The following is a 20,690-nucleotide window of genomic DNA, read 5'->3' on the forward strand; positions in this document are numbered from 1 at the left end:
GACGCATCTAAATCAATACATTCCGTTGTAGGCTACTGTCGTTTCAACTCGTTCAAGACTAAAAATTATTGACCAAGAGGTGGCACGGCATGGTGGTGGACAAAGCTTGCCCGGTAGTGCTGCGAAACCGGGAAACCATAGAGATTTTGGCGTTCGTCCATCCAATGGCAGGGGGGCAACTGGTCAAGGGAAGTGTTGAGCCGGGAGAGTCAACCGAAGTGGCTGCTGTGCGTGAGCTGCTTGAGGAAGCCGGTATCCGTGGCAAGGCTGGACGATATCTCGGTTTGTTGCGTTCTATAACAGGACAGACGTGGGCATTTCACCAATGTCACGTTACGCAAGAGCTTCCCGATACTTGGGTTCATTTTGCCGAAGATGACGGAGGCCACGCCTTTGAATTCTTTTGGCATCCGCTGGATAGCGAGCCCTCTGGCGCATGGCATCAAATCTACCAAGAGGCCTTGGGTTTCCTCAAGCGCAGCCTTGCTCAAGCACCCCAAGACAGTTCATATCCAATCGATTGATCTGCAAAGCACCCCTCTCGAAGCGCCGCTACGACGCTTCGGTATTGTCTGCGCATATTTTTCTGGCGACATCCTCGAGATCTTTGCCGATCCAGTCGGGCTTCGTTCCGATCGGGTTGAGTACCTTTCCCGGACGTTCGACAAAAGCCGTCTTGCAACCGGCCCGGGCCGCCCCGGCGATGTCCCAGGCATGGGCCGCGACCATGATCATCTGGTCCGTGTTGACGCTCAAACGGTCTGCGACCATTTGATAGGTTTGCAGCGCTGGCTTGAATCGACTGATTTCGCTACCCGCCATGATGTAGTCGAAGCAGTCGGTCAGTCCTGACGAGTTGAGCTGTTTGCTTAGCGCTTCCAGCGCGCCATTGCTCAGGGCAACCAGGACAAACCCGTTGTCACTCAGCATTTGAAGAGCCTGATGAACATCCTTGTGCGGAGGAAGCGACGTGATTCCATCTGTCAGTTCCCGGCACTGGTGGTTGCCGATCTTTACCTGATGTCGTGAGGCGACCATGTTCAACGCGGCCTGTGCCAGATCGCCGAACGGTTGATACTGGCCGGTTATGACGTTGGTCATCCAGCACTCTTGCAGCGTCAAAAACCATTCGGTTCGCACGCAGTTGTTGCCGAACAGGTTTTCGAATAAGGGGTCGAGTGCAGCCAGGTCCAGCAGTGTTTCGTTTACATCAAAAACAATAGTTTTGAGCATGCAGCAGGTCCCCTCCGGGCATGATTTTCTGGAACGGGCGTTGACTCGGCAGGCTGCCGGTTCGCCGTTGACCTCATTTGATAAAGAGAACGAAGTCAGGTGAGAGTTCAGCATCGCGGACGCCCGGGCGAGCACGATGTCAGCTTTCGGCTTTTGCCTGCTGGCGCCAAACGAAGCTGGTAGCCAGCTCGCTATAACCTGTTTACCCCTCACCAATAGCGATCAGGCCGCCGCTAACGGATAATGGTGCTCACGCGTTCGGTTTCTGCTGAACGATCCAAGACAAACGGAGCATCTATTCAATGGTTAAAACGCGTCCAAGACCCGCCGTCAGTGGTGTCGCGTCTGCTGATCGTGTGCTGACCGTTCTGACCGCGTTTCAGGTTGGGGACACGGCCCTGAACCTTGTGGAGCTCACAGAGCGCACGGGCCTGATAAAAAGTACGATCATGCGCCTCATGGTTTCTCTGGAGAATCATGGTTTTGTGACGCGTCTGTCTGATGGTCGCTATATGCTGGCCAGCGAGGTGATGCGCCTGAATGCGGTCTATCAGGAGGCGCTGGATCTGGAGCGGCACGTACTGCCAAGGCTGCAGCGGCTGACCGATGAGACCGGAGAAACGGCCTCTTTCTATGTCCGTCACGGGGCTTATCGACTGTGTCAGTACCGCGTCAACTCGCCTCATCCGCTTCGGCTTCATCTTCAGCCCGGGGATATGCGACCGATGGATCGCGCAGCGGGGGCACAGGCTTTGCGTGCCACTGGTGCCGTCGAAGGCATGGAACCTATCTACTCGTGTGGCGCGACTGATCCACACGCGGCATCGATGGCGCTGCCTGTGTTCGGGCCGTTGAACGAGCTGGTGGGGGCGCTGGTTATTTCCGGGCCGGCCAGCCGCTTGACGGAGGAGCATGCCAGGCAGTTAGGGAAGATTTTCTCTGATGTCGCTGATGACCTGACACGCAGCCTGGGTGGCAAGCATCATCGGGCTGATCCGCTTGCAAAGGATGCTCTGAAAGCAGGCGCGGTTAGCTGAAACCTTGAGGTTTTACCAGGTTGTCGCGAAGAGTTGGGCGGTGATCCCTCTTCATAAACCCATTGAATCAACGCCATCCAGAATGCTGGCGTCAACGCCATTGGCCGTGTCAGTGCCTATGGCGTTGCGCAGAGGGCGGGTCAGCTTACTTTCGACGGGGTTGCGCTGGAAGACGCTTCTTTCTGACGCTTGCGGCCCATGACCAGCACCATGATTCCGCCTGTTGCGCACAGCGCTGCCAGTGGCAGCATGGCAATGGCATAGCTGCCGGTTGCTTCATGAATGGCGCCATAAGCGTTGACCATCAGGCCGCCGCCTATCAGGTTGGCAAGTGCCCCGATTGCCGCCAGGCCAGCCGCAGCGGTCGACGAGGACAGCCAGCCAGATACCAGCGCCCAGAAAGGGCCTTTCATCGAGTAGGCGCCAATCAGAACCATGGTGAGCAGGAAGACGGTTGCGGCGAGCGAGGACGTTACCAGCGCCAGCAGCAAGCCTGCGGTAATCAGCAGCAATGTCAGCGAGGTGTGCCAGCGACGCTCGTTGGTGCGGTCGGAACTGCGCCCCCAAATGATCATCGCCACCGAGGCAATGCCGTAGGGAATGGCATTGACCAGGCCTATTTCCAGGTTGGACAGGCCGAAGGTTTTCAACAGCTGCGGGGCCCATACGCTCATGGTGCTTCCGGCTGCCGAGGCACCGGAGTAGATCAGTGCAAGCACCCAGATATCTTTGTGCTTGAGCAGCTTCCAGAGCGACATATGCCCGATGTTGGTTTTTTTCTGACGCTCTTCTGCGAGCCTGCCCGTGAGCCAATGGCGCTGCTCGTCGGTCAGCCATTTCGCCTGTTCGGGGCGATCGGTCAAAACAAACAGGCAGGCAATACCGAGCAATACAGCCGGGATGCCTTCCAGAATGAACAACCAGTGCCAGCCGCGCATGCCCATCCAGCCATCGAGACTGAGCAGCAACCCGGACAGCGGAGAGCCTATGAAGTTGGCGCCCGGGATGGCAACCATGAAGATCGCAACCATGCGCGCCCGATAAGCGGCCGGCAGCCAGTAGGTGAGGTAGAGCAGCACGCCGGGGAAAAAGCCGGCTTCCGCCGCCCCTAGAAGAAAACGCATGACATACAGGGAGTTCGCGCCTTGCACGAACGCAGTGCCTGCGGAGACGATCCCCCAGGTGATCATGATTCTGGCGATCCACAGCCGTGCGCCGAATTTCTGCAGCGCAAGGTTGCTGGGCACTTCGACCAGAAAATATGAAACGAAAAACAGACTGCTGGCAAACCCGAAAATGGCCGGGCTCAGGCCCAGGTCATGGTTCATTTGCAGCGATGCCATCCCGATGTTGCCACGATCGATAATAGCGATCAGGTAGCAGATGATCAGAAATGGAAGCAGGCGCCAGGCCACGCGTTTCATGGTCAGACGTTCTAATTCACTGATGCCGGGTGAGGCTGGGGCTACGGCCATGATGCTCTCCTATGTTTATTTTTTTGGAGAATCGGTGTGCAGGTTATCGCCGGTTCGGGAATGCCGATCCGGTCGTGAAACGTCAGGCTTCAGCCGATAGCAAGCGTCGGTTGACGATGCAGCGCGGATCCAGATCGCCACCTGCCCAAACGCTGACGATCTGCTGAACGGCCAGCAGTCCGACCCGATCACGGGAATCGGTGGTATTGGCGCCCACGTGAGGTGTTGCTACCAGGTTTGCGAGGCTCCACAAAGGGCTGTCTGCAGGCGGTGGTTCAGGGTTGAAAGTGTCCAGCCCGGCGCCCAGGATCTGACCTGTCTTCAGGGCTTCGACCAGTGCAGCAGTGTCGACAAGTTCTCCGCGAGCAGTATTGATAAGAATGCTGTAAGGGCGCATGCGCTCGAATTGTTCGCGGCCGAAGAGGTTGCCGTTGTCGTCAGTCAGCGGGCAGTGAAGGCTGATGACATCGCTGGTTGCCAGCAGGTTGTTGAAGTCGGTTTCACGCTCGACGTAATCGCGATCAGGAAGCGTCTTGAGGTAGGGATCGAAGACTTTCACTTTCATGCGCAACGGAGCAACCAGTTCCATCAGGATGCTGCCAATAGAGCCCAGGCCTACCAGGCCCAGCGTCTTGCCAAAAAGCTCGACCCCATTGGCCGTTGCCTTGTCCCAATGCCCCGCGCGCATGTGGGCATCAAGTGCCGCTGTCTGGCGAGCCACACTGAACATCAGCGCAAAGGCATGTTCTGCAACCGATTGGGCATTGGCACCGAGTGCGATTGTCACGGGAATGTTGCTGTCAGCCGCCGCCTGAATGTCGATGGTGTCGTAACCCACACCATGCTTGGCAATGATTTTCAGATTGCCTGAGGCCTGGATCATGTCCTTGGTCAGCTTGCCTTGGCGCACGATGATCGCGTGAGGTTGTTCGTCACGGATTATTGCAGTCAGCTCTTCGGCGGGCATGTAGGGCGTGGTGGGGATGATGGTAATGCCTTGAGATGCGGCGTAGGCCATCGCATCGGCTGCCAGTTCGGGGCCTGTCAGCAGGATCTTCCGATTCATGATCGATACCTTGTTTTTATAGAGGTCGTGTGCGGCGTCGAGAAGACATCTGCACCTGGCTGAACCCTACCATAATGAAATGTCGTTGCAATATAGATGAATTGATAATCTTGATGAGTGGTTTTTATTTGGGTATCCGCCTATTGATCCTGTTAAAATGAAATGTCATTCTGTTATTTGGTTTAGTGCCTGGCCGCATCCAATAATTTCAAGAGAGAAAAGCCACATGACGATCGGATTCAGAGTTCTCAGTGCAGCCCGCAAAGTCAGCCCGGAATGGGTCGCCCGCTACCGCGATGTTCCGGTGGCCAATGTCAGTGACTCGATGAACCGGATGACCGCTGGCGGGTCCAGGCTGCGCCCCATGCACCGTGCGGGCGTTCTCGCCGGGCCGGCCTTGACGGTCAAGGCCCGTCCGGGTGACAACCTGATGCTGCATTACGCTATTGATATTGCTCAGCCGGGCGACGTGATTGTGGTGGATGCCGGGGGCGACCTGACTAACGCGCTGATTGGCGAAATGATGGTGGCTTATGCTGTAAAACGTGGTGTGGCTGGCATCGTCATCAACGGCGCCATCCGTGATGCCGCCAGCATCGGTGCACGCGACTTCCCGATGTTTGCAGCTGGTGTATCGCATCGGGGTCCTTATAAAGACGGGCCAGGCGAAATCAATGTCCCGATCGCCATCGACGGCATGGTCATCGAGGCGGGGGATCTGGTGATAGGCGATGACGACGGCTTGCTGTGTGTCCCTTACGACCAGGTTGCAGAGGTGTATGACCGGGCAGCAGCCAAGCATCATGCAGAGCAAAAGCAACTGGAGCAGATCGCCAAGGGCGAAAATGATCGCTCCTGGGTACTTGAATCATTGAAGAAAAAAGGCTGCCAGCTTCCAGAATGAGCTGGTGTAATCGTGCCTTTCGCGCACGATCTCCAGCTTGCCAGGGGTTGAGCGCGAAGGGCTTTATGTGAGGGCTCCATGCAATCTTCCCCAGATTCAGCATCGACGCGCTGGCCCGGCCCTGTTCGGGCATTGGCGCATCGAAATTTCCAGATTTATTTTGCCGGCCAGGCCATCTCTACCCTCGGCAAGTGGGTACAGCAGGTCGCGTTATCCTGGTTGGCCTACCACCTGACATCTTCCGCGTTATTGTTGGGGCTTCTGACGTTTCTGATGTTGGCGCCGCAGTTGGTGGTGGGGCCTTTGGCTGGCGCCTGGATCGATCGGCATGACAAGCGCCAGCTTCTGATCTGGGCTCAAGGGCTGCTGGCTGTGCAGTCGTTTTGCATGGCTGTGCTCGCCTGGACAGGCTGGCTGACGGATGTCGCAATGATCGTCATGGCGTTGATCCTTGGGTTGCTGAACGCTGTGGAAACACCCTTGCGGCAGGCACTCATTGCAAGCTTTGTCCCAAAACCGTCCGACCTCCCAAATGCATTGGCACTCAACGCCATGCTTATCAATGCTGCCCGGTTCATTGGCCCACCCCTGGCAGGCGTGCTCATTACGCTCAGTGGTGAAGGCGCGTGCTTTCTCATGACCTCCATCGCCTTCACGTTGCTGCTGGTCAGCTTGAGCAGAACGAAAATAGCGCCTGTCGCGAGGGCCACAGGCTCGACAGGCGAGATGTTCAAGGAGGGCCTGAATTACATCTGGCGCACGATGAGCGTCCGTCGTTTGATTATCGGCGTCGTCGCGGTGAACCTGCTGGCCTCGAACTACGCGGTACTGCTGCCCATCCTGGCAAAAACCGACTACGCCGGTGACGCGCAGACACTGGGCTGGTTGTGGGGTGCTGCCGGGGCGGGCGCATTTATTGCCACGCTGATGCTTGCGTTAGGCGGGTCGCTTGATCGGCTTCAAGTGTTCATCTCGGTGGCTGTAGTCAGCTGTTCAGTCGCAATGCTCGGGCTGGGTTTCAGTCTTCCGCTGACGGCCGCGTTGGGGCTATTGGCGCTGGTGGGTTTCGGCATTACCGCCAGTAACGTCAGCACCAACATGTTGCTGCAAAGCCAGGCGCCATCTGAGCTTCGTGGGCGCATCATCTCGTTCTATATCGCGATGAGGTTTGGCTTCGAGGCCATTGGCGGCCTTTTGGCCGGGCTGTGTGCGGCGGCGCTGGGCGCGCCCGCGACCCTGGGCATCAGCGGTGCCCTGCTGGCGCTGTTTTTTATCGCCGATGCCTACTGGTTCGCGAAGCGCTCACCAGGCTTTGCACGTTAAGTGGCTGCGGTCGGAGCGCTGTGGTTCAGGTCGGCAAGCGGAATTGCTTGCGCAGGCTTTTATCAAATAGCCCGGCGGGGGCGAAGCGACGCAGGATGCTGATTTGTCGTGCCGCCTTGCCGGCCGTGTAACGCTGTTTGGGGCTGGTATCGCCTGCGGCGTTCAGCACGACAGCCGCCACGACTTCCGGCAGGTCGGCTTTGGGCATCACATCGGCCAACAGTGCCTTGAACCCGGCTCGCGCCTGGTCGTACTCCTTCAATCGTGAATCCGGCTCGATGCCGTTTTGATCGAAAACGGTTCTTACAAATGCAGGTTCAATGACCGAGACTCTGATATTGAAGGCCCGAATCTCGTGATCGAGAGATTCCGAATAGCCTTCCAGCGCGTGTTTGACCGCCGAATAATGAGACGAGTAGGGCGCAGGTATCACTCCCAGAATCGAACCGATATTGATGATGCGCCCTTGGCCACGTTGCCGCATCGACGGCAGCACTGCGTTGATCATGCGGATGACGCCGAACAGATTGACATCGAACAGTGCCTGCACCTGCGGAATCGAAAACTCTTCGGCGCCACCCAGCAGACCGATGCCAGCGTTGTTGACCAACAGGTCGATCCTCCCGGTCTGGGCAAGTACCGAGGATACGAGAGCGCTGACAGACTCATCATCTGTCACATCGCAAGGGAGCATCGACACTTGCTGAGGACTGTCGCCGGTTTTGCGACTTGTGCCAAATACCGTATAGCCTGCCTGCGAAAGCGCCTCGGCAATCGCCCTGCCAATACCGGAGGACGCACCCGTTACGATTGCGATTTTTTCGGAAAACTGATTCATCTGATACTCCGGCGTTGGGCAGGCCAGCCTTGGGCAATGTACGAAAAGTGGCTGCGCTCGATGTTGCTGAGTTAAAAACAGGCTCGGATACGAGTCCAGTCCTCAGGCGTCTGGCCGGTAACGCTCTGCGGCCCTGGCTTGTTGAATGTCCGACAGCAGGCCCTGACGCGCGCCTTCCAGCGCATCCCAACGGCCCGCCACGTGCAGCGGCGGAATGGTCACCAGCTCTCGTCGGTCGAAACCGAGCAATGCCGCATCGACCAGTTCCGCAACGTCCATTACCTCAGAGAGCGTGTTGACGTCGATCCCTGCGCGCTCCCAGATTTCGGTGCGGGTGGCTGCTGGCAATACCGCCTGCACGTAGACCCCTTTGGGCGACAGCTCCAGGTGCATGCCTTGCGACAGGTAAAGCACGAAGGCCTTGCTGGCACCGTAGATGGACATGCCGAACTCAGGCATGAAGCCCACCACCGAGCCAATGTTCACGATCGCCCCGGTGCCTGATTGCGCAAAGCGTGGCGCTACGGCGGCGGCAAGACGCGTGAGCGCGGTGATGTTAAGCGCTATCAGTTTGTCGATGGCTTCGGCGTTCTGCTGGACGAGCCCTCCGGATTGGGCAATGCCGGCGTTATTGATCAGCACGCCGATTCGGGCGTCGTCGCGCAGGCGGATCTCGAGTGCGCCAAGGTCCGCAGGCTCGGTCAGGTCAGCCTGAAGCACCTCCACAGCCACTTGGTTTTCTTCGCGCAGGCGCGCAGCCAGCGTATCTAGACGTTGCTTGTCGCGGGCGACCAGCACCAGGTCATGACCACGGCGGGCAAACCGTTCGGCATAGACGGCACCGATACCGCTGGAGGCGCCGGTGATGAGTACAGTGGAAAGTGTTGTCATCGAGAATGTCCTTTAAAAATACGCCGCGGGGCAGTGCAGCGACGTGTTTCAGCCGTTGAGTGGCGGGTAGTCGGTGTAGCCTTCGGCGCCACCGCCATAAAGCGTCGCCTGGTTGAGCGCTGCCAGTGGCGCGCCTGTTTTCAAGCGTTCGACCAGGTCAGGGTTACTGATGAACGGACGGCCGAAGGCGATCAGATCCGCCTGGTTCGCGTTGACGCGGGCGGTAGCGAGCGTCAGGTCGTAGCCGTTGTTGGCCAGGTAGGTGTGCTTGAAGCGCTGGCGCAGTGCGTCGTAATCGAACGGCGCAACATCACGCGGGCCGCCGGTCGCGCCTTCCACCACATGCATATAGGCAATACCCAGCTCACCGAGCTGTTGTGCGATGTAGTCGAACTGCGCTTGCGGGTCGCTGCTGGACACACCATTGGCTGGAGAAACCGGCGAGATCCGGACACCGATGCGCTGCGCACCTATTTCCTTCACCACGGCGCCGACCACCTCCAGCAGCAGGCGTGCCCGGTTCTCTATCGAGCCGCCGTAGGCGTCGGTACGCACGTTGGCGTTGTCCTTGATGAACTGATCGAGCAGGTAACCGTTGGCACCGTGAATCTCCACGCCGTCGAAGCCCGCAGCGATGGCGTTCGCCGCCGCCTGACGGAAGTCGTCCACAATGCCCGGCAGCTCGTTCAGCTCCAGCGCGCGAGGCTCGGAAACGTCTGCGAAACCGTTATTGACGAAGGTTTTGGTCTGAGCGCGGATCGCGGAGGGGGCAACCGGCGCTGCGCCGCCCGGCTGCAGGTCAACGTGGGATACGCGGCCTACGTGCCAAAGCTGCACAAAAATGTGTCCGCCCTTGGCATGCACGGCATCTGTGACCTTGCGCCAGCCAGCGATTTGCTCGGCCGTGTACAGGCCTGGAGTGTCCTGATAACCCTGCGCCTGAGCTGAGACTTGCGTCGCTTCGGTAATGATCAGCCTGGCAGAAGCGCGTTGGGCGTAGTAAGTCACCGCCAAGTCTGTAGGGACCAGACCTGCACCCGCACGGTTGCGAGTGAGCGGCGCCATCACGATATGGTTCGCGAGTGTCATGTGATCCAAGGCAAAGGTTTCAAAAAGCGTTTTCTCGGACATTGTGTCGACTTCCAGAGGAGGGGATGGTGCTTATGATTACGATCAAACTCTAAAAAGTCAACGCATTGATGTTGAGTGGCATCAAAAATTCCGAAAGCTCGTATTTGCCTGGTGATTGGCGAAGATTGAGGTGAGGGGGAAGGCAGATCGTACGCACACCTGAACCGCCTTCCCCCGTTCATGGACGCGGTTACAGTGACGTTCGCTTTCAGGGGGGAGTGGCGGATTGAGCGATCCGTGCTCCGTGTGCTTTATGGTGTAAGCAGGAAAACGGCCATCGGTTTGAATATCGACTCGGCGGACACGGAGGAGGGTTCATCTATCTTTCTGTCGATCGTCAGCGATGCATAGCCATGTGCGGTACTCCAGGCCGAAAAGGTACGCTGCTCCAGCACCTGCGTATCAGGTTCGGTGCCGTTTTTTTCGATCCAGGCGCTGCGTATCGACTGGCGAAGCAATTGCAGCGTGGTTTCGCCTGACTCGAGAAGCCTGGGCAGTGTCCGGTTTACGCCAGCGCCAAACATCAACCGGAAATGCTCCGGGTAGCTTTTGGCGAAGTTCACGTAGCCTATGCCGCAGCCCAGTACGGTGTCCTCAAGATCTTGCTGCGCAGCAAGGATGAAATTCGCCATGCGCTCGTAACCATCTGCCACCACCTCAGCCAACAGGTTTTCCAGAGAGCCGAAATGGTGAGCGGGGGCCGCGTGAGAGACATTGGCTCGTCTGGCGCACTCGCGCAGAGACATGGCCCGCACGCCAGATTCGCCCACGATGTCCCACGCCGCCTGGCGCAGGACTGCTGGCAGATTGCCGTGGTGGTAGGCCCGCGAGGTCTCGGACGTCGACATGTGAGGCTCCCCTATCATGAAATAAAAGTTATGGTCTGTTGATTCACTCTATCTTGTCGGTGACAAGATGGGCTGCTCTAATGGCGCCAAGTCTTCTGGTCGACGCGGTGAATCCCAATGAGCAAGATCATCAACAGGCTTCGAATGTTTATGCTGCGTGGCGGTTTCATGCTTGCCAGCCGTATTCTACCGGGCATCACAGGAAGATATCTCGCTCGACGTTTCGTCACGCCGCAGGCAGCCGGGCGTTCCCAGGCGGCAGCCGCCTTGAGCGCGGCGCCGGATGTAAAAAGCAGCACGCTGGAGCTGGACGGGCTCAGGATTCAAACCTACGTGTGGGGCGACCCGTCGAGTCAGCCTTATGTGCTGCTTGCTCACGGCTGGTCAAGCTATGCGTTGCGATTCATCGGCTGGATACCGTCGTTGCGGTCAATGGGTTATGCGGTGGTAGGTTTTGATCAGCCCGCACATGGCTTGAGCGCAGGTCACATCAGCCATATGACCCAGTTCGTAGACGTTCAGCAACGCGTGGGTCGCCACTTCGGGAAACCTGCCGCTGTGATAGCACACTCGCTGGGAGCGTCATCCATTGTCTTCGCTCAAGAGGAGCAGTGGCGTCCCGAGCGCTTTGTGATAATTGCGCCGTTTCTGGCACCCACGGAGAGCGTGTTTCAACTGTTCGATACCGTCGGTGTTGCGCATAAGGTGTTCGACCCCTTCGAAGGGGTCCTGCATTCGCTGACCGGCCAACGTTTTGCGGACTACGATGCCCGCCCGCGACTGCCTTTGCTCAAAAGTCCCGCATTGGTTATTCATGACCGGCGTGATCGTGAAACGCCGTGGGAAAAGGGCGCTCTGTTCGCAAAACTATGGCCGGGAGCACGTCTCTTTACCACCGAAGGTCTGGGGCACAATCGGCTGATTGATCATCCCTCGGTTATTGCCGAAACCATGAAGTTTCTGACACCGGATAATCATTGATGGTCTGCGGCTGCGCGTGAAAGGCAGCCAGTGACCGGCTGCCTGATGAACATCACTTGCTTTGCACTTTATGCCGCGCGTACAGCACCGCGGTTCCGCCTGCGCTTGTTCTGGCCTGTAACTCGAAGGCGTGCGAGTGGCCCTTGATCAAATCGCTCAGCTTTCTATAGCCGTGGGTACGCGGGTCGAATTCCGGTCGCAGTTTGGTGATGTTCGTGCCGAGTGCACTCAGGTGCGCCCAGCCGTCCTCGTCGGCGATGTCGTCCATGATTTTCGCGATGAACTCCACTGGGGCCTTGGGCTTCTTGCTTGGCTCGGCAGCGGCAGCTTTGACGTTGCCGGAAGTTGCAGTTGCATCCGGCGTGGCATCTGCGCTGACGGGCACAGGCTGCTCTTCACGAAGCAGTTCTATATAGATGAACTTGTCGCAGGCCGCCACGAATGGCCGGGGTGTCTTTTCCTCGCCAAACCCATAAACGGTCAGGCCTTCTTCGCGCAGACGTGAGGCCAGGCGAGTGAAGTCACTGTCGCTGGAGACCAGACAAAAACCGTCGAAACGGCGCGTGTAGAGAAGGTCCATTGCATCGATGATCAACGAACTGTCGGTCGCATTCTTGCCTTTGGTATAGGCGAATTGCTGAATGGGCTGGATGGAATAGTCGAGCAGGACTTTCTTCCAGCCGCCAAGTTGCGGGCCGGTCCAGTCGCCATAAATACGTTTGACACTGGCAACGCCATACTTGGCGATCTCTTCAAAGAGGCCGTCGACAATGGCGGCCGGGGCGTTATCGGCGTCAATCAGTACGGCGAGGTGTTTTTGCGAACTGTTGGGGGTCTGAAGGGCCATGAATAACACTCGTATGAAAGCATTACCCTACCTTCAAACGAGTGATGATGGCTGTTTTTTAAAACATGTTTAACTCGGCTCGCTGCCAGAATTGCTCCGGCAGCAGCACGTGGAACATCAGATACGGAAACTTCCGACCAGTTGAGTCAGGCGTGTCGATTGCTGTTCGAGGTCAGTGCAGGCACGCAACGTAGCGTTAAGGTTTTCGACGCCTTGTTGGTTCAGTGTATTTATTTCGGTAATGTCGACGTTAATGGCCTCGACGACTGCAGTCTGTTCTTCTGTGGCCGTTGCCACCGACTGGTTCATGCCGTCGATTTCGCCAATACGATCGGTCACTGTTTCCAGGCTTGTAACGGCTTTGTTGGCGATGCCGACAGTCTCAACGCTTTCTCGTTGGCTTTCGTTCATGATTGCAACTGCCTCGCGAGCCCCGGATTGCAGTTGCTCGATCATCTCTTGCACCTGGCTCGCCGATTCCTGGGTTCGATGTGCGAGGTTGCGGACTTCGTCCGCAACAACGGCAAAACCTCGTCCTGCTTCACCAGCACGGGCCGCCTCGATCGCAGCGTTGAGGGCCAGCAGGTTGGTCTGTTGGGAGATACCGGTAATCACTTCCAAAATCTGGCCGATGTTGGCTGTCTTGGTATTGAGCGTTTCAATCTGCGCACTTGCATTGCTGATTCGGCTGGACAGACGACTCATTGCCGCAATGTTCTGGCCGACCACTTCCTGACCGTCCGAAGCCAGGGTGCGGGCGTCGCTGGAATGGCCAGAGGCACGCGCGGCATTCTGTGCGATCTCTTGCGTGGCCGCACCCAGCTCATTAATGGCAGCAGCCACACTGTTGGTGCGGTGGGACTGCTGATCGGAATTGAGCATCGACGAGTTGGAGGCATTCACCACCCGCTGGGCAACTTCGTTGAGTTGGACGGTCGAGGAGGCTACTTCTCGCATCGAGTCGTGGATTCGCTCGACAAAGAGATTGAAACCATTGCCCAGATAGCCGAACTCGTCTTCGCTCTGAATCGTCAGGCGCTTGGTCAGATCACCTTCGCCGGCAGCGATGTCGTGCATGGCGCGGCCCATCAGGTTCAACGGTCGCAACAGCACGGTCAGGAGCATGCCCAGCAGAAGAATGATCAATACCACTGCGATGACAGTGGCCACGATGGCCGAGTTTCTGAACTCACCCAGTGCCGCGAAAGCAGTGTCTTTGTCCATCGCCACGCCCACGTACCAGTTGACCGAGGGCAGCCCGTCCACATGGGCGAAGGTCAGGATCTGCGTTTTCCCGGCGCGCTCGCTCTCGCTGATCTCCTCGGAAAGCTCAGGCGTATGAGCCGGGTAGACCTCCGCCAGCGTCTTCATGACCAGAGAAGTATCCGGATGAACAAGAATGCGTCCGGTCGAATCGACCAGAAAGGCATAGCCGTCGTTATGCAGTTTAAGCGAGCTGATCATCTCTACCAGGATTTCCAGGCTCAGATCACCGCCCACTACACCTGTCACGCCCGCAGCGCTTTTTACCGGTGTCGCGATGGTGACGATCAGCCCTTTGGTCACCGCATCCAGATAGGGTTCGGTCAGGGTAGTCTTGCCTGCGCCGATGGCTCCGGTGTACCAGGTGCGGGTTCTCGGGTCGTAATCGGCAGGCATGTCATCAGGCGGCTGAGTGACGAAAGAACCGTCCGTCTTGCCCTGGTAGATGCTCATGAACGTGGCGAGCAGCGTGGGCTGGCCGAGTGCGAATTTCTGTTGTTCCTCAGACTGGGGAACAACGGCGTTTTCCGCCAGGTTTTCCACCAGAAGAATTCGCCCTGACAGCCAGTTGCGTATATTGCCAGCGGTGCCTTCACCCGTCTGGTTCAGGCTCTCTTTGAGTTGCTCGTGAAGCGCATTGCGTTGCAGGTAGTCGTTGTAGGACGTGAACGCAGTGAATGCCGCGATGACGACGAGAGACGCCGCCAAAAGAATTTTATGGCTGAATTTCAGAGACTTTGTCATGTCGGGAGATGCCTTCAAAAAGCTATTGCGCAGAAGTAGTGTGGAGCGGGGCGGTGCAGGCGGGTTATCGGCAATGTTTCTTATTTATGAATGTCGTGTGTCATATAACAAATCGCGCATTCAGGTTTTCTGATGAATGGTTTCAGCGTTAACCGTCACTCAGTCGTTCATACCACTCGGCATAAGGCGTATTTCCCACCTTGCGCCGATTGAAGTCCTCGGCGCCATCTGTCCACCAGACATCCCCGCGTTCTCCAAGCGCGACCTTGGCCTGATTGACGTCGGCCCGCGCAGCCTTCAGTGCGTTCGCGTCTCCAGACGCTTTGGCAGTCTTGACCGCGCGCCGCGCAGCCATCAGTCCGTTCACCAGTCGCTGGCGAACGTCTTCGCTCAAAGAAGGGTTGGAGCACCGCCAGAGCTGTCCTTTGACCACAAAATACCGGCCGTCGGGCGTGCCGTGCCTCACCTGGCTGCGCTCAGCGCACATAACCCTGGCTAATCGTTTCGGCGGCGCCTATCAGCCCATTCACTCGCCCTGCAAGCGCGTCCAGGCCGAAGGGCTTGGTCAACACTTGTGTACAAGGTCGCAGGTGGCAACCGTCAAGCACGGAAGTCTTGGCATACCCGGTAATGAACAGTGTGGGCAGTCCGGGGCGGTATTCGCACGCAGCATCGGCCATCTCCCTGCCGTTCATGCCACCGGGCAAGCCTATGTCACTGATCAGCAGGTCAATGCGCGTGTCCGACTTGAGAATCTGCAGGCCGGACTGGGCGTCGGCGGCTTCAATGCAGGTGTAACCAAGGCCGGTGATTACTTCGGTCACCAGCATGCGCACTGACGGCTCGTCGTCCACCACAAGCACTGTTTCGCCAGAACGATCCGCAGGCTCTTCCAGTGTTTCCGGCTTGATGTCGCTCAGAGCGACGCCGGACACGTGGCGTGGCAGATGCATCACGATGCTGGTGCCCTGGCCTGCAACGGATTCAACTTTTATCTGCCCACCAGACTGGCGAACGAAACCGTAGACCATCGAAAGCCCAAGTCCGGTTCCGGCACCAATGGGTTTGGTGGTGAAGAACGGTTCGAAGGCCTTTGCAACCACCTCGGGGCTCATGCCGCTGCCGGTATCAGTGACGCGTATGCTCAGGTGCTCGCCAGCCGGAATGCCGTGATCGGGGTCGATGCATTCATCGAGTGAAGCGTTTGCAGTCTCGATGAGAATACGGCCACCGTTCGGCATCGCGTCACGGGCGTTCAGGCACAGGTTCAGCAACGAACTTTCCAGCTGCGCGTGATCGATCAGCGCGGGCCACAAGTCATTCTGGGCAACCACTTTGATATCTATTTCAGGGCCGACGCTGCGCGTGATCAGCTCTTGCATATCCTTGATCAGCGCATTCACATCGGTCTCTTTCGGAGACAACGTCTGGCGGCGCGAGAAGGCCAGCAAGCGATGCGTCAGTGATGCGGCGCGGCGCACTGCGCTCTGCGCTACAGACAGATAGCGATCGACTTCGCCAGCGCGCCCTTGCGAAAGACGTTTGGTGATCAGCTCAAGGCTGCCCGAAATACCCGCCAGCAAGTTGTTGAAGTCATGGGCAATGCCACCAGTCAGTTGTCCGACGGCATCCATTTTCTGAGAATGGCGCAAGGCATCTTCAACCTGCTCGCGCTCCAGCACAGCTTGTTCGATGCGCTGTTCCAGCGTTTGATTGAGTTCTCTGACAGCCTCTTCGGCTTTCTTCCTGGCGGTCACGTCAATTGACGAGCCAATCAGGCCGATCACGCTACCGTTGCCATCAAGCATCGGTGCTTTGGTGGACAGCCAGATAGCGGCAGAGCCGTCAGGAAGATTGACGTGCTCTTCTATCTGTTCGCAGGCGTTGTTCGTCATGATCCGGCGATCAGTCTCCATGAGAGTCCGCGCCTGATCCTGATCATCGAGAAATTCCAGGTCGGTCTTGCCGATAAAAAACTCGGGTGGCTTGCCAATCAGCTCCGCCGTACCGCGGTTTGCCACGAGCATTCTGCCTTCGAGGTCCTTGGCGTAGACAACACCAGGTACTGCAGCTGTGAACACGCGCAGCAATTCATTCAGCCTGTCTCGCTCTACCTCGGCAGTGCGACGACTGTCGATGTCCAGCAGAATGCCGAGGCTGCGAACCGGGTTGCCGTTGATGTCGCGCTCAAGCCGTCCGCTCGCCTCAACCCAACGATAAACACCGTCCTCGTGAAGCACGCGGTATTCGTATCGGTAGGCGGTGCCATTGCGCAGTGCTTGTTCGACGGCTTGCTGGACGCTGGCTTTGTCTTCAGGGTGTATGGAAGACATTACTTTGTTCAGAGGCAAACCTCTGGCGCACAGTTTCGGGCACAGGCCGAAGGTGCGGGCAAACCGTTCATCGCCAGTCAGGTTGTCCGCAACCACGTCCCACACCCACGTGCCGACCACGGCCCCTGAATCCAGGGCGAGTTGCAGCCGCTCGGCAGATTCCTGCGCAGAAGTTCGGTCTAATTGGGGGGCAAAAGGCCTGCCACCGGACACATCATTGCTCATCACTATCAACCCACTTGAACGCCTGGTTCGCTAAGCCTCAGTCATAGGGCAGCGCAGCGGCGTGAAAGTTGTACAAAATTTATTCTATTTTGTGCATCCGTTCGTACAAGGAGTCAGTGACACTTGATCATCCAATGACCTTAGACTATGCGTGATGTTAAATTAATATCAATCCCCTCTGCGCCTTAATTTGTGTGGCCTGTGCCAAGGCAGGCGTTTCAGGCCATACCTGACACAGGCTCGCACGCCGTTCGCCGACTTCTTTACAGGGCCTGGTGCTGCTGGCCAACCGCCGCTGGCGCGTTCGCGGCCTGCTCAGGTGACCAGCGGGTCAGCGCGTAGAAGACTGCCCCGCCCAGAATGCAGCCGGTAAACCAGGCAAAGTTGGCGATGGGCCTGAACCATTCGATGAAGGTGAAGCACAGGCCCACCAGCGCAGTCAGCAGCAAGGCCTTGACCGCAATCCAGTTCACGCCATTGGTGTACCAGTAACGGCCGCTCGGCGTGTCATCGAACAAGGCATCGACATCTATCTGCTGTTTTTTGATCAGGTAGTAATCCACCAGCAGAATGCCGAACAGCGGGCCGATGCACGCAGCCAGCACGTCCAGCGTGTAGTGAATCACTTCAGGGTTGTTGAACAGGTTCCATGGGGTGATGAAGATCGAGGCCACGGCGGCGATCATGCCTCCCCCGCGCTAACTGATGCGGCTGGGTGCCACATTGGCGAAGTCGAAGGCCGGGGAGACGAAGTTGGCGACAATGTTGATGCCGACAGTGGCGGTGACGAAGGTAAAGGCGCCAAGCAGCACTGCAGTGGTGTTGTCGATGCGCGCCACAGTGGCGATTGGGTCGTGAATCATCTCGCCGAAGATCGGCAAGGTGCCGGAAACGATCACCACGGTCACCAGCGAGAACGCCAGGAAGTTCACCGGCAGGCCCCAGAAGTTGCCGCGGCGCACGTCTGCCATGCTGCGGCAGTAGCGGCTGAAGTCGCCAAAATTCAGAGTCGGGCCGGAAAAATACGAAACCACCAGGGCGATGGCCATGACCACCTGACCGAATGCGGCCCAGCCGGATAACTCTTTTTCAGCCAGGGTAAAGCTGATGTTGTCCCAGCCTGCGCGCCAGACAATCCAGCCCGCCAGCGCAAACATCACCGCATACACAGCAGGGCCGGCCCAGTCGATGAAGCGTCTGATCGACTCCATGCCGGTCCAGAATACAGCTGCCTGGACCACCCACAACGCCAGAAAACCGAACCAGCCAAGCCATGACAGACCCAGAAAGGTCATGCTCTGGTAACTGGCCAGCTCCGGAAAGAAACGTAGCACTACGATGACCAGCGCGCTGGATGCCAGGTACGTCTGTATGCCGTACCACGCCACGGCGATCAGGCCGCGAATGATGGCGGGAATATTGGCCCCGAACACACCGAAGGCAAGCCGGCAGATGACAGGGTAGGGCACGGCCGCCTGCTGGCTGGGTCTGGCGACCAGGTTGGCGATCACCTGAATGATGCAGATGCCGACCAACAAGGCGATCAGTACCTGCCAGCTGGCCAGCCCGAGCGCAAACAGGCTGGCGGCGAACACGTACCCGCCGACGCTGTGTACGTCACTCAGCCAGAACGCGAGGATGTTGTACCAGGTCCATTTCTGTGGCACCGGCCCCAGGTCATTGTTATGCAGGCGCGGGCTATAACCGGCCGGGCGTTGTTGTGTCATTGCGCTACTCCCTCGATGAGTCGGGAAGAGATCGGGGTACGATCGCCTGTTTTTTTGTATACGATCGTGTACGCAAAAGATGTGCCAGAGGGTTTTTAGCTGGCTTCAAGGCAACGCAGACTCTGCTGGTTGGCGATTCGGGCCGATAAAAGCTCTTTTCGACCCAGTGATAAGGAATGCCGGAACTGCACGTAAACAGGGCGCTTTTGCGCGGTTGCGGTGCGATTTGCACGCGTGTGCCTTTTGACCTGCTGACGCAGTCGCCCAGATAGCGCTACTCATCCTGCCCCACATCGGGCACTATTCTTGTATACGATTTGTGCCACGCAAGTGATTAGTAGTTATGACCCGACCTGCCAGCGCCCCTTTGTTCCTCACGCCCTCTGCCGATGAAAAAGGCCGTGACGAGCAAATTTATCAACATGTACTGGAAGCCATCGTCGAACACCGGCTGGCACCGGGCACGCGTTTGCCTGAAGACGCACTGGCCGAGGTTTTCGAGGTCAGCCGGACCGGTATTCGCAAGGTTCTGCAGCGTCTGGCACTGGAACGGCTCGTCACCTTGCGGCCCAAGCGTGGCGCTGAAGTTGCGCAGCCGTCGGCGCAGGAGGCCCAGGATGTACTGGGGGCCAGGCAACTGATCGAGCCTGCGCTGATGGCCAGCATTGCTGCGCGGGTCGCTGGTCAGCGGCTGGAGTCACTGCGAGCGCTCTGCGAGCAGGAGCACGAAGCCCAGCATGCAGGTCGTCACAGCGAAGCCATCCAGCTGTCGGCGCGTTTTCATGTGCAACTGTGCGCGCTGGCCTGCAATCAGGTATTGACCGAACAAGTGGCACAGCTCACCAAGCGCTCATCGCTGGTTGTGGCGGTGTACGGTTCGCGGCGCAGTGTTGGGTGTGATTGTGGTCAGCATGTTGACTTGCTGACGTTGCTCGAAGCCGGGCAGGGCGAGCAGGCGCGCGAGTGGATGGCCGAGCACCTGCGACGCATCCGGGCCAGCCTGAATGTGGATGCGCCGGCCAGCGAGGCAGTCGATTTTCATAGCATCTTCAAACGACGCTGAAGGAGTTCCGGTGCGTATTCAAGTGATCAATCCCAATACCAGCGAAGCCATGACCGACAAGATCGGGCTGGCAGCGCAAACCGTTGCGCGCCCCGGTACGCAGATTCTGGCGTGCAGCCCGCAGGACGGCCCGGTGTCTATCGAAGGGCATTTCGACGAAGCCATCGCGACCCTTGGCGTGCTTGAAGAGATACGCAAGGGGCGCGAGCAAAACGTCGATGCGCACATCATCGCCTGCTTTGGCGACCCTGGCTTGTTGGCCGCGCGTGAATACGCCAGCGCGCCAGTGATCGGCATTGCCGAGGCGGCGTTTCACATGGCCAGCTTGATTTCGACTCGTTTTGCAGTGGTCACGACGCTGACCCGCACCCGAATCATCGCCGAACATCTGTTGCAGCGTTATGGCTTCAGTGGCCTGTGTACGTCAGTGCGCTGCATTGATTTGCCAGTGCTGGCGCTTGAAGACGGTGGACTGGAGCTGATCGAGCGGATGGCTGAACAGGCTTGCATGGCCCGTGACCAGGAAGGTGCCGGTGCCATCGTGCTGGGCTGCGGCGGCATGGCTGATCTGGGCCGGCAGTTGAGCGAAGCAATTGGTCTGCCGGTCATCGATGGTGTGGCTGCAGCTGTGAAACTGGCGGAATCGCTGGTCGACCTGAGGCTGACCACCAGCAAGCATGGGGATCTGGCTGACCCTATCGGCAAGCCATTCAAGGGACGGTTCGCGTATTTGAGCCGATGACGTGAAAGTGGCGCATGCC

At 57.9% G+C, this 20,690-nt stretch carries 18 protein-coding genes and 2 pseudogenes; 7 read left to right on the top strand and 13 right to left on the bottom strand.

The window, feature by feature from the left end; translation table 11 throughout:
* Positions 1-89 precede the first annotated feature (89 nt).
* Positions 90-524, top strand: a complete 435-nt coding sequence (locus tag I9H09_RS08190; protein ID WP_236502256.1) for an NUDIX hydrolase — start codon at positions 90-92, stop codon at positions 522-524.
* A 28-nt stretch (positions 525-552) separates the two neighbouring features.
* Here the strand turns inward: I9H09_RS08190 and I9H09_RS08195 are convergent, their stop codons facing one another.
* Positions 553-1,233 (bottom strand): haloacid dehalogenase type II, encoded by a 681-nt coding sequence (locus tag I9H09_RS08195; protein ID WP_053480546.1) that lies wholly within the window; start codon positions 1,231-1,233, stop codon positions 553-555.
* 302 nt (positions 1,234-1,535) lie between these two features.
* Between I9H09_RS08195 and I9H09_RS08200 the strand changes: the two genes are divergently transcribed.
* Positions 1,536-2,270 (top strand): IclR family transcriptional regulator, encoded by a 735-nt coding sequence (locus I9H09_RS08200; protein WP_005889926.1) that lies wholly within the window; start codon positions 1,536-1,538, stop codon positions 2,268-2,270.
* Positions 2,271-2,410: 140 nt separating this feature from the next.
* Here the strand turns inward: I9H09_RS08200 and I9H09_RS08205 are convergent, their stop codons facing one another.
* On the bottom strand, positions 2,411-3,745 hold the full coding sequence (locus tag I9H09_RS08205; protein WP_122324078.1) for an MFS transporter: 1,335 nt from the start codon (positions 3,743-3,745) through the stop codon (positions 2,411-2,413).
* An 82-nt stretch (positions 3,746-3,827) separates the two neighbouring features.
* Positions 3,828-4,811 (bottom strand): hydroxyacid dehydrogenase, encoded by a 984-nt coding sequence (locus tag I9H09_RS08210; protein WP_236502255.1) that lies wholly within the window; start codon positions 4,809-4,811, stop codon positions 3,828-3,830.
* 226 nt (positions 4,812-5,037) lie between these two features.
* On the opposite strand from I9H09_RS08210, the gene I9H09_RS08215 reads away from it, so the two are divergent.
* Together I9H09_RS08215 and I9H09_RS08220 are read left to right on the top strand one after the other, a co-directional pair.
* The gene (locus I9H09_RS08215) at positions 5,038-5,715 is read left to right on the top strand and encodes an RraA family protein (RefSeq protein WP_122347845.1); all 678 of its coding nucleotides are present in this window, start codon (positions 5,038-5,040) and stop codon (positions 5,713-5,715) included.
* A gap of 78 nt (positions 5,716-5,793) precedes the next feature.
* A complete protein-coding gene (locus I9H09_RS08220; protein ID WP_122347846.1) occupies positions 5,794-7,038 on the top strand; it encodes an MFS transporter in 1,245 nt (414 codons plus the stop codon).
* A gap of 25 nt (positions 7,039-7,063) precedes the next feature.
* Here the strand turns inward: I9H09_RS08220 and I9H09_RS08225 are convergent, their stop codons facing one another.
* From I9H09_RS08225 to I9H09_RS08240, 4 genes are all read right to left on the bottom strand, one after another.
* Positions 7,064-7,876, bottom strand: a complete 813-nt coding sequence (locus I9H09_RS08225) for an oxidoreductase (RefSeq protein WP_122347847.1) — start codon at positions 7,874-7,876, stop codon at positions 7,064-7,066.
* A 102-nt stretch (positions 7,877-7,978) separates the two neighbouring features.
* Complete coding sequence (locus I9H09_RS08230) at positions 7,979-8,767, bottom strand: SDR family NAD(P)-dependent oxidoreductase (RefSeq protein WP_053480550.1); 789 nt, start codon at positions 8,765-8,767, stop codon at positions 7,979-7,981.
* Positions 8,768-8,815: 48 nt separating this feature from the next.
* A complete protein-coding gene (locus tag I9H09_RS08235) occupies positions 8,816-9,898 on the bottom strand; it encodes an alkene reductase (protein WP_248972602.1) in 1,083 nt (360 codons plus the stop codon).
* Positions 9,899-10,149: 251 nt separating this feature from the next.
* A complete protein-coding gene (locus tag I9H09_RS08240) occupies positions 10,150-10,746 on the bottom strand; it encodes a TetR/AcrR family transcriptional regulator (RefSeq protein WP_053480552.1) in 597 nt (198 codons plus the stop codon).
* A gap of 117 nt (positions 10,747-10,863) precedes the next feature.
* Here I9H09_RS08240 and I9H09_RS08245 point away from each other — a divergent pair, with 117 nt between their 5' ends.
* Positions 10,864-11,727, top strand: a complete 864-nt coding sequence (locus I9H09_RS08245) for an alpha/beta hydrolase (RefSeq protein ID WP_005889938.1) — start codon at positions 10,864-10,866, stop codon at positions 11,725-11,727.
* A 52-nt stretch (positions 11,728-11,779) separates the two neighbouring features.
* Here the strand turns inward: I9H09_RS08245 and I9H09_RS08250 are convergent, their stop codons facing one another.
* The 6 genes and pseudogenes from I9H09_RS08250 to I9H09_RS08270 form a co-directional block, all read right to left on the bottom strand.
* Positions 11,780-12,574, bottom strand: coding sequence for an NYN domain-containing protein (locus tag I9H09_RS08250; protein WP_053480553.1), 795 nt, complete (start codon positions 12,572-12,574; stop codon positions 11,780-11,782).
* A gap of 117 nt (positions 12,575-12,691) precedes the next feature.
* On the bottom strand, positions 12,692-13,531 hold the full coding sequence (locus I9H09_RS27105) for a methyl-accepting chemotaxis protein (protein WP_371903657.1): 840 nt from the start codon (positions 13,529-13,531) through the stop codon (positions 12,692-12,694).
* Between the two features lie 15 nt (positions 13,532-13,546).
* Positions 13,547-14,581 (bottom strand): annotated as a pseudogene (locus tag I9H09_RS27110) (HAMP domain-containing protein); the annotation flags it as partial.
* Between the two features lie 148 nt (positions 14,582-14,729).
* Entirely contained in the window at positions 14,730-15,068 is a 339-nt protein-coding gene (locus I9H09_RS08260) for a hypothetical protein (protein WP_032618566.1), read from the bottom strand.
* Complete coding sequence (locus I9H09_RS08265) at positions 15,058-17,139, bottom strand: hybrid sensor histidine kinase/response regulator (protein WP_005889950.1); 2,082 nt, start codon at positions 17,137-17,139, stop codon at positions 15,058-15,060. The genes I9H09_RS08260 and I9H09_RS08265 overlap by 11 nt, the downstream gene beginning before the upstream one ends.
* 263 nt (positions 17,140-17,402) lie before the next feature.
* Positions 17,403-18,866: pseudogene (locus I9H09_RS08270) on the bottom strand (NCS1 family nucleobase:cation symporter-1).
* A gap of 343 nt (positions 18,867-19,209) precedes the next feature.
* Here I9H09_RS08270 and I9H09_RS08275 point away from each other — a divergent pair.
* Both I9H09_RS08275 and I9H09_RS08280 read left to right on the top strand, forming a co-directional pair.
* Positions 19,210-19,929 carry a GntR family transcriptional regulator gene (locus tag I9H09_RS08275; RefSeq protein WP_055004288.1) on the top strand — a complete coding sequence of 240 codons (720 nt, stop codon included), beginning with the start codon at positions 19,210-19,212 and terminating at the stop codon, positions 19,927-19,929.
* A gap of 10 nt (positions 19,930-19,939) precedes the next feature.
* The gene (locus I9H09_RS08280) at positions 19,940-20,671 is read left to right on the top strand and encodes an aspartate/glutamate racemase family protein (protein ID WP_054990838.1); all 732 of its coding nucleotides are present in this window, start codon (positions 19,940-19,942) and stop codon (positions 20,669-20,671) included.
* Positions 20,672-20,690: the final 19 nt, after the last annotated feature.

This window comes from Pseudomonas tremae (assembly GCF_023278125.1).
GTDB classification, from domain to species: Bacteria; Pseudomonadota; Gammaproteobacteria; order Pseudomonadales; family Pseudomonadaceae; genus Aquipseudomonas; species Aquipseudomonas tremae.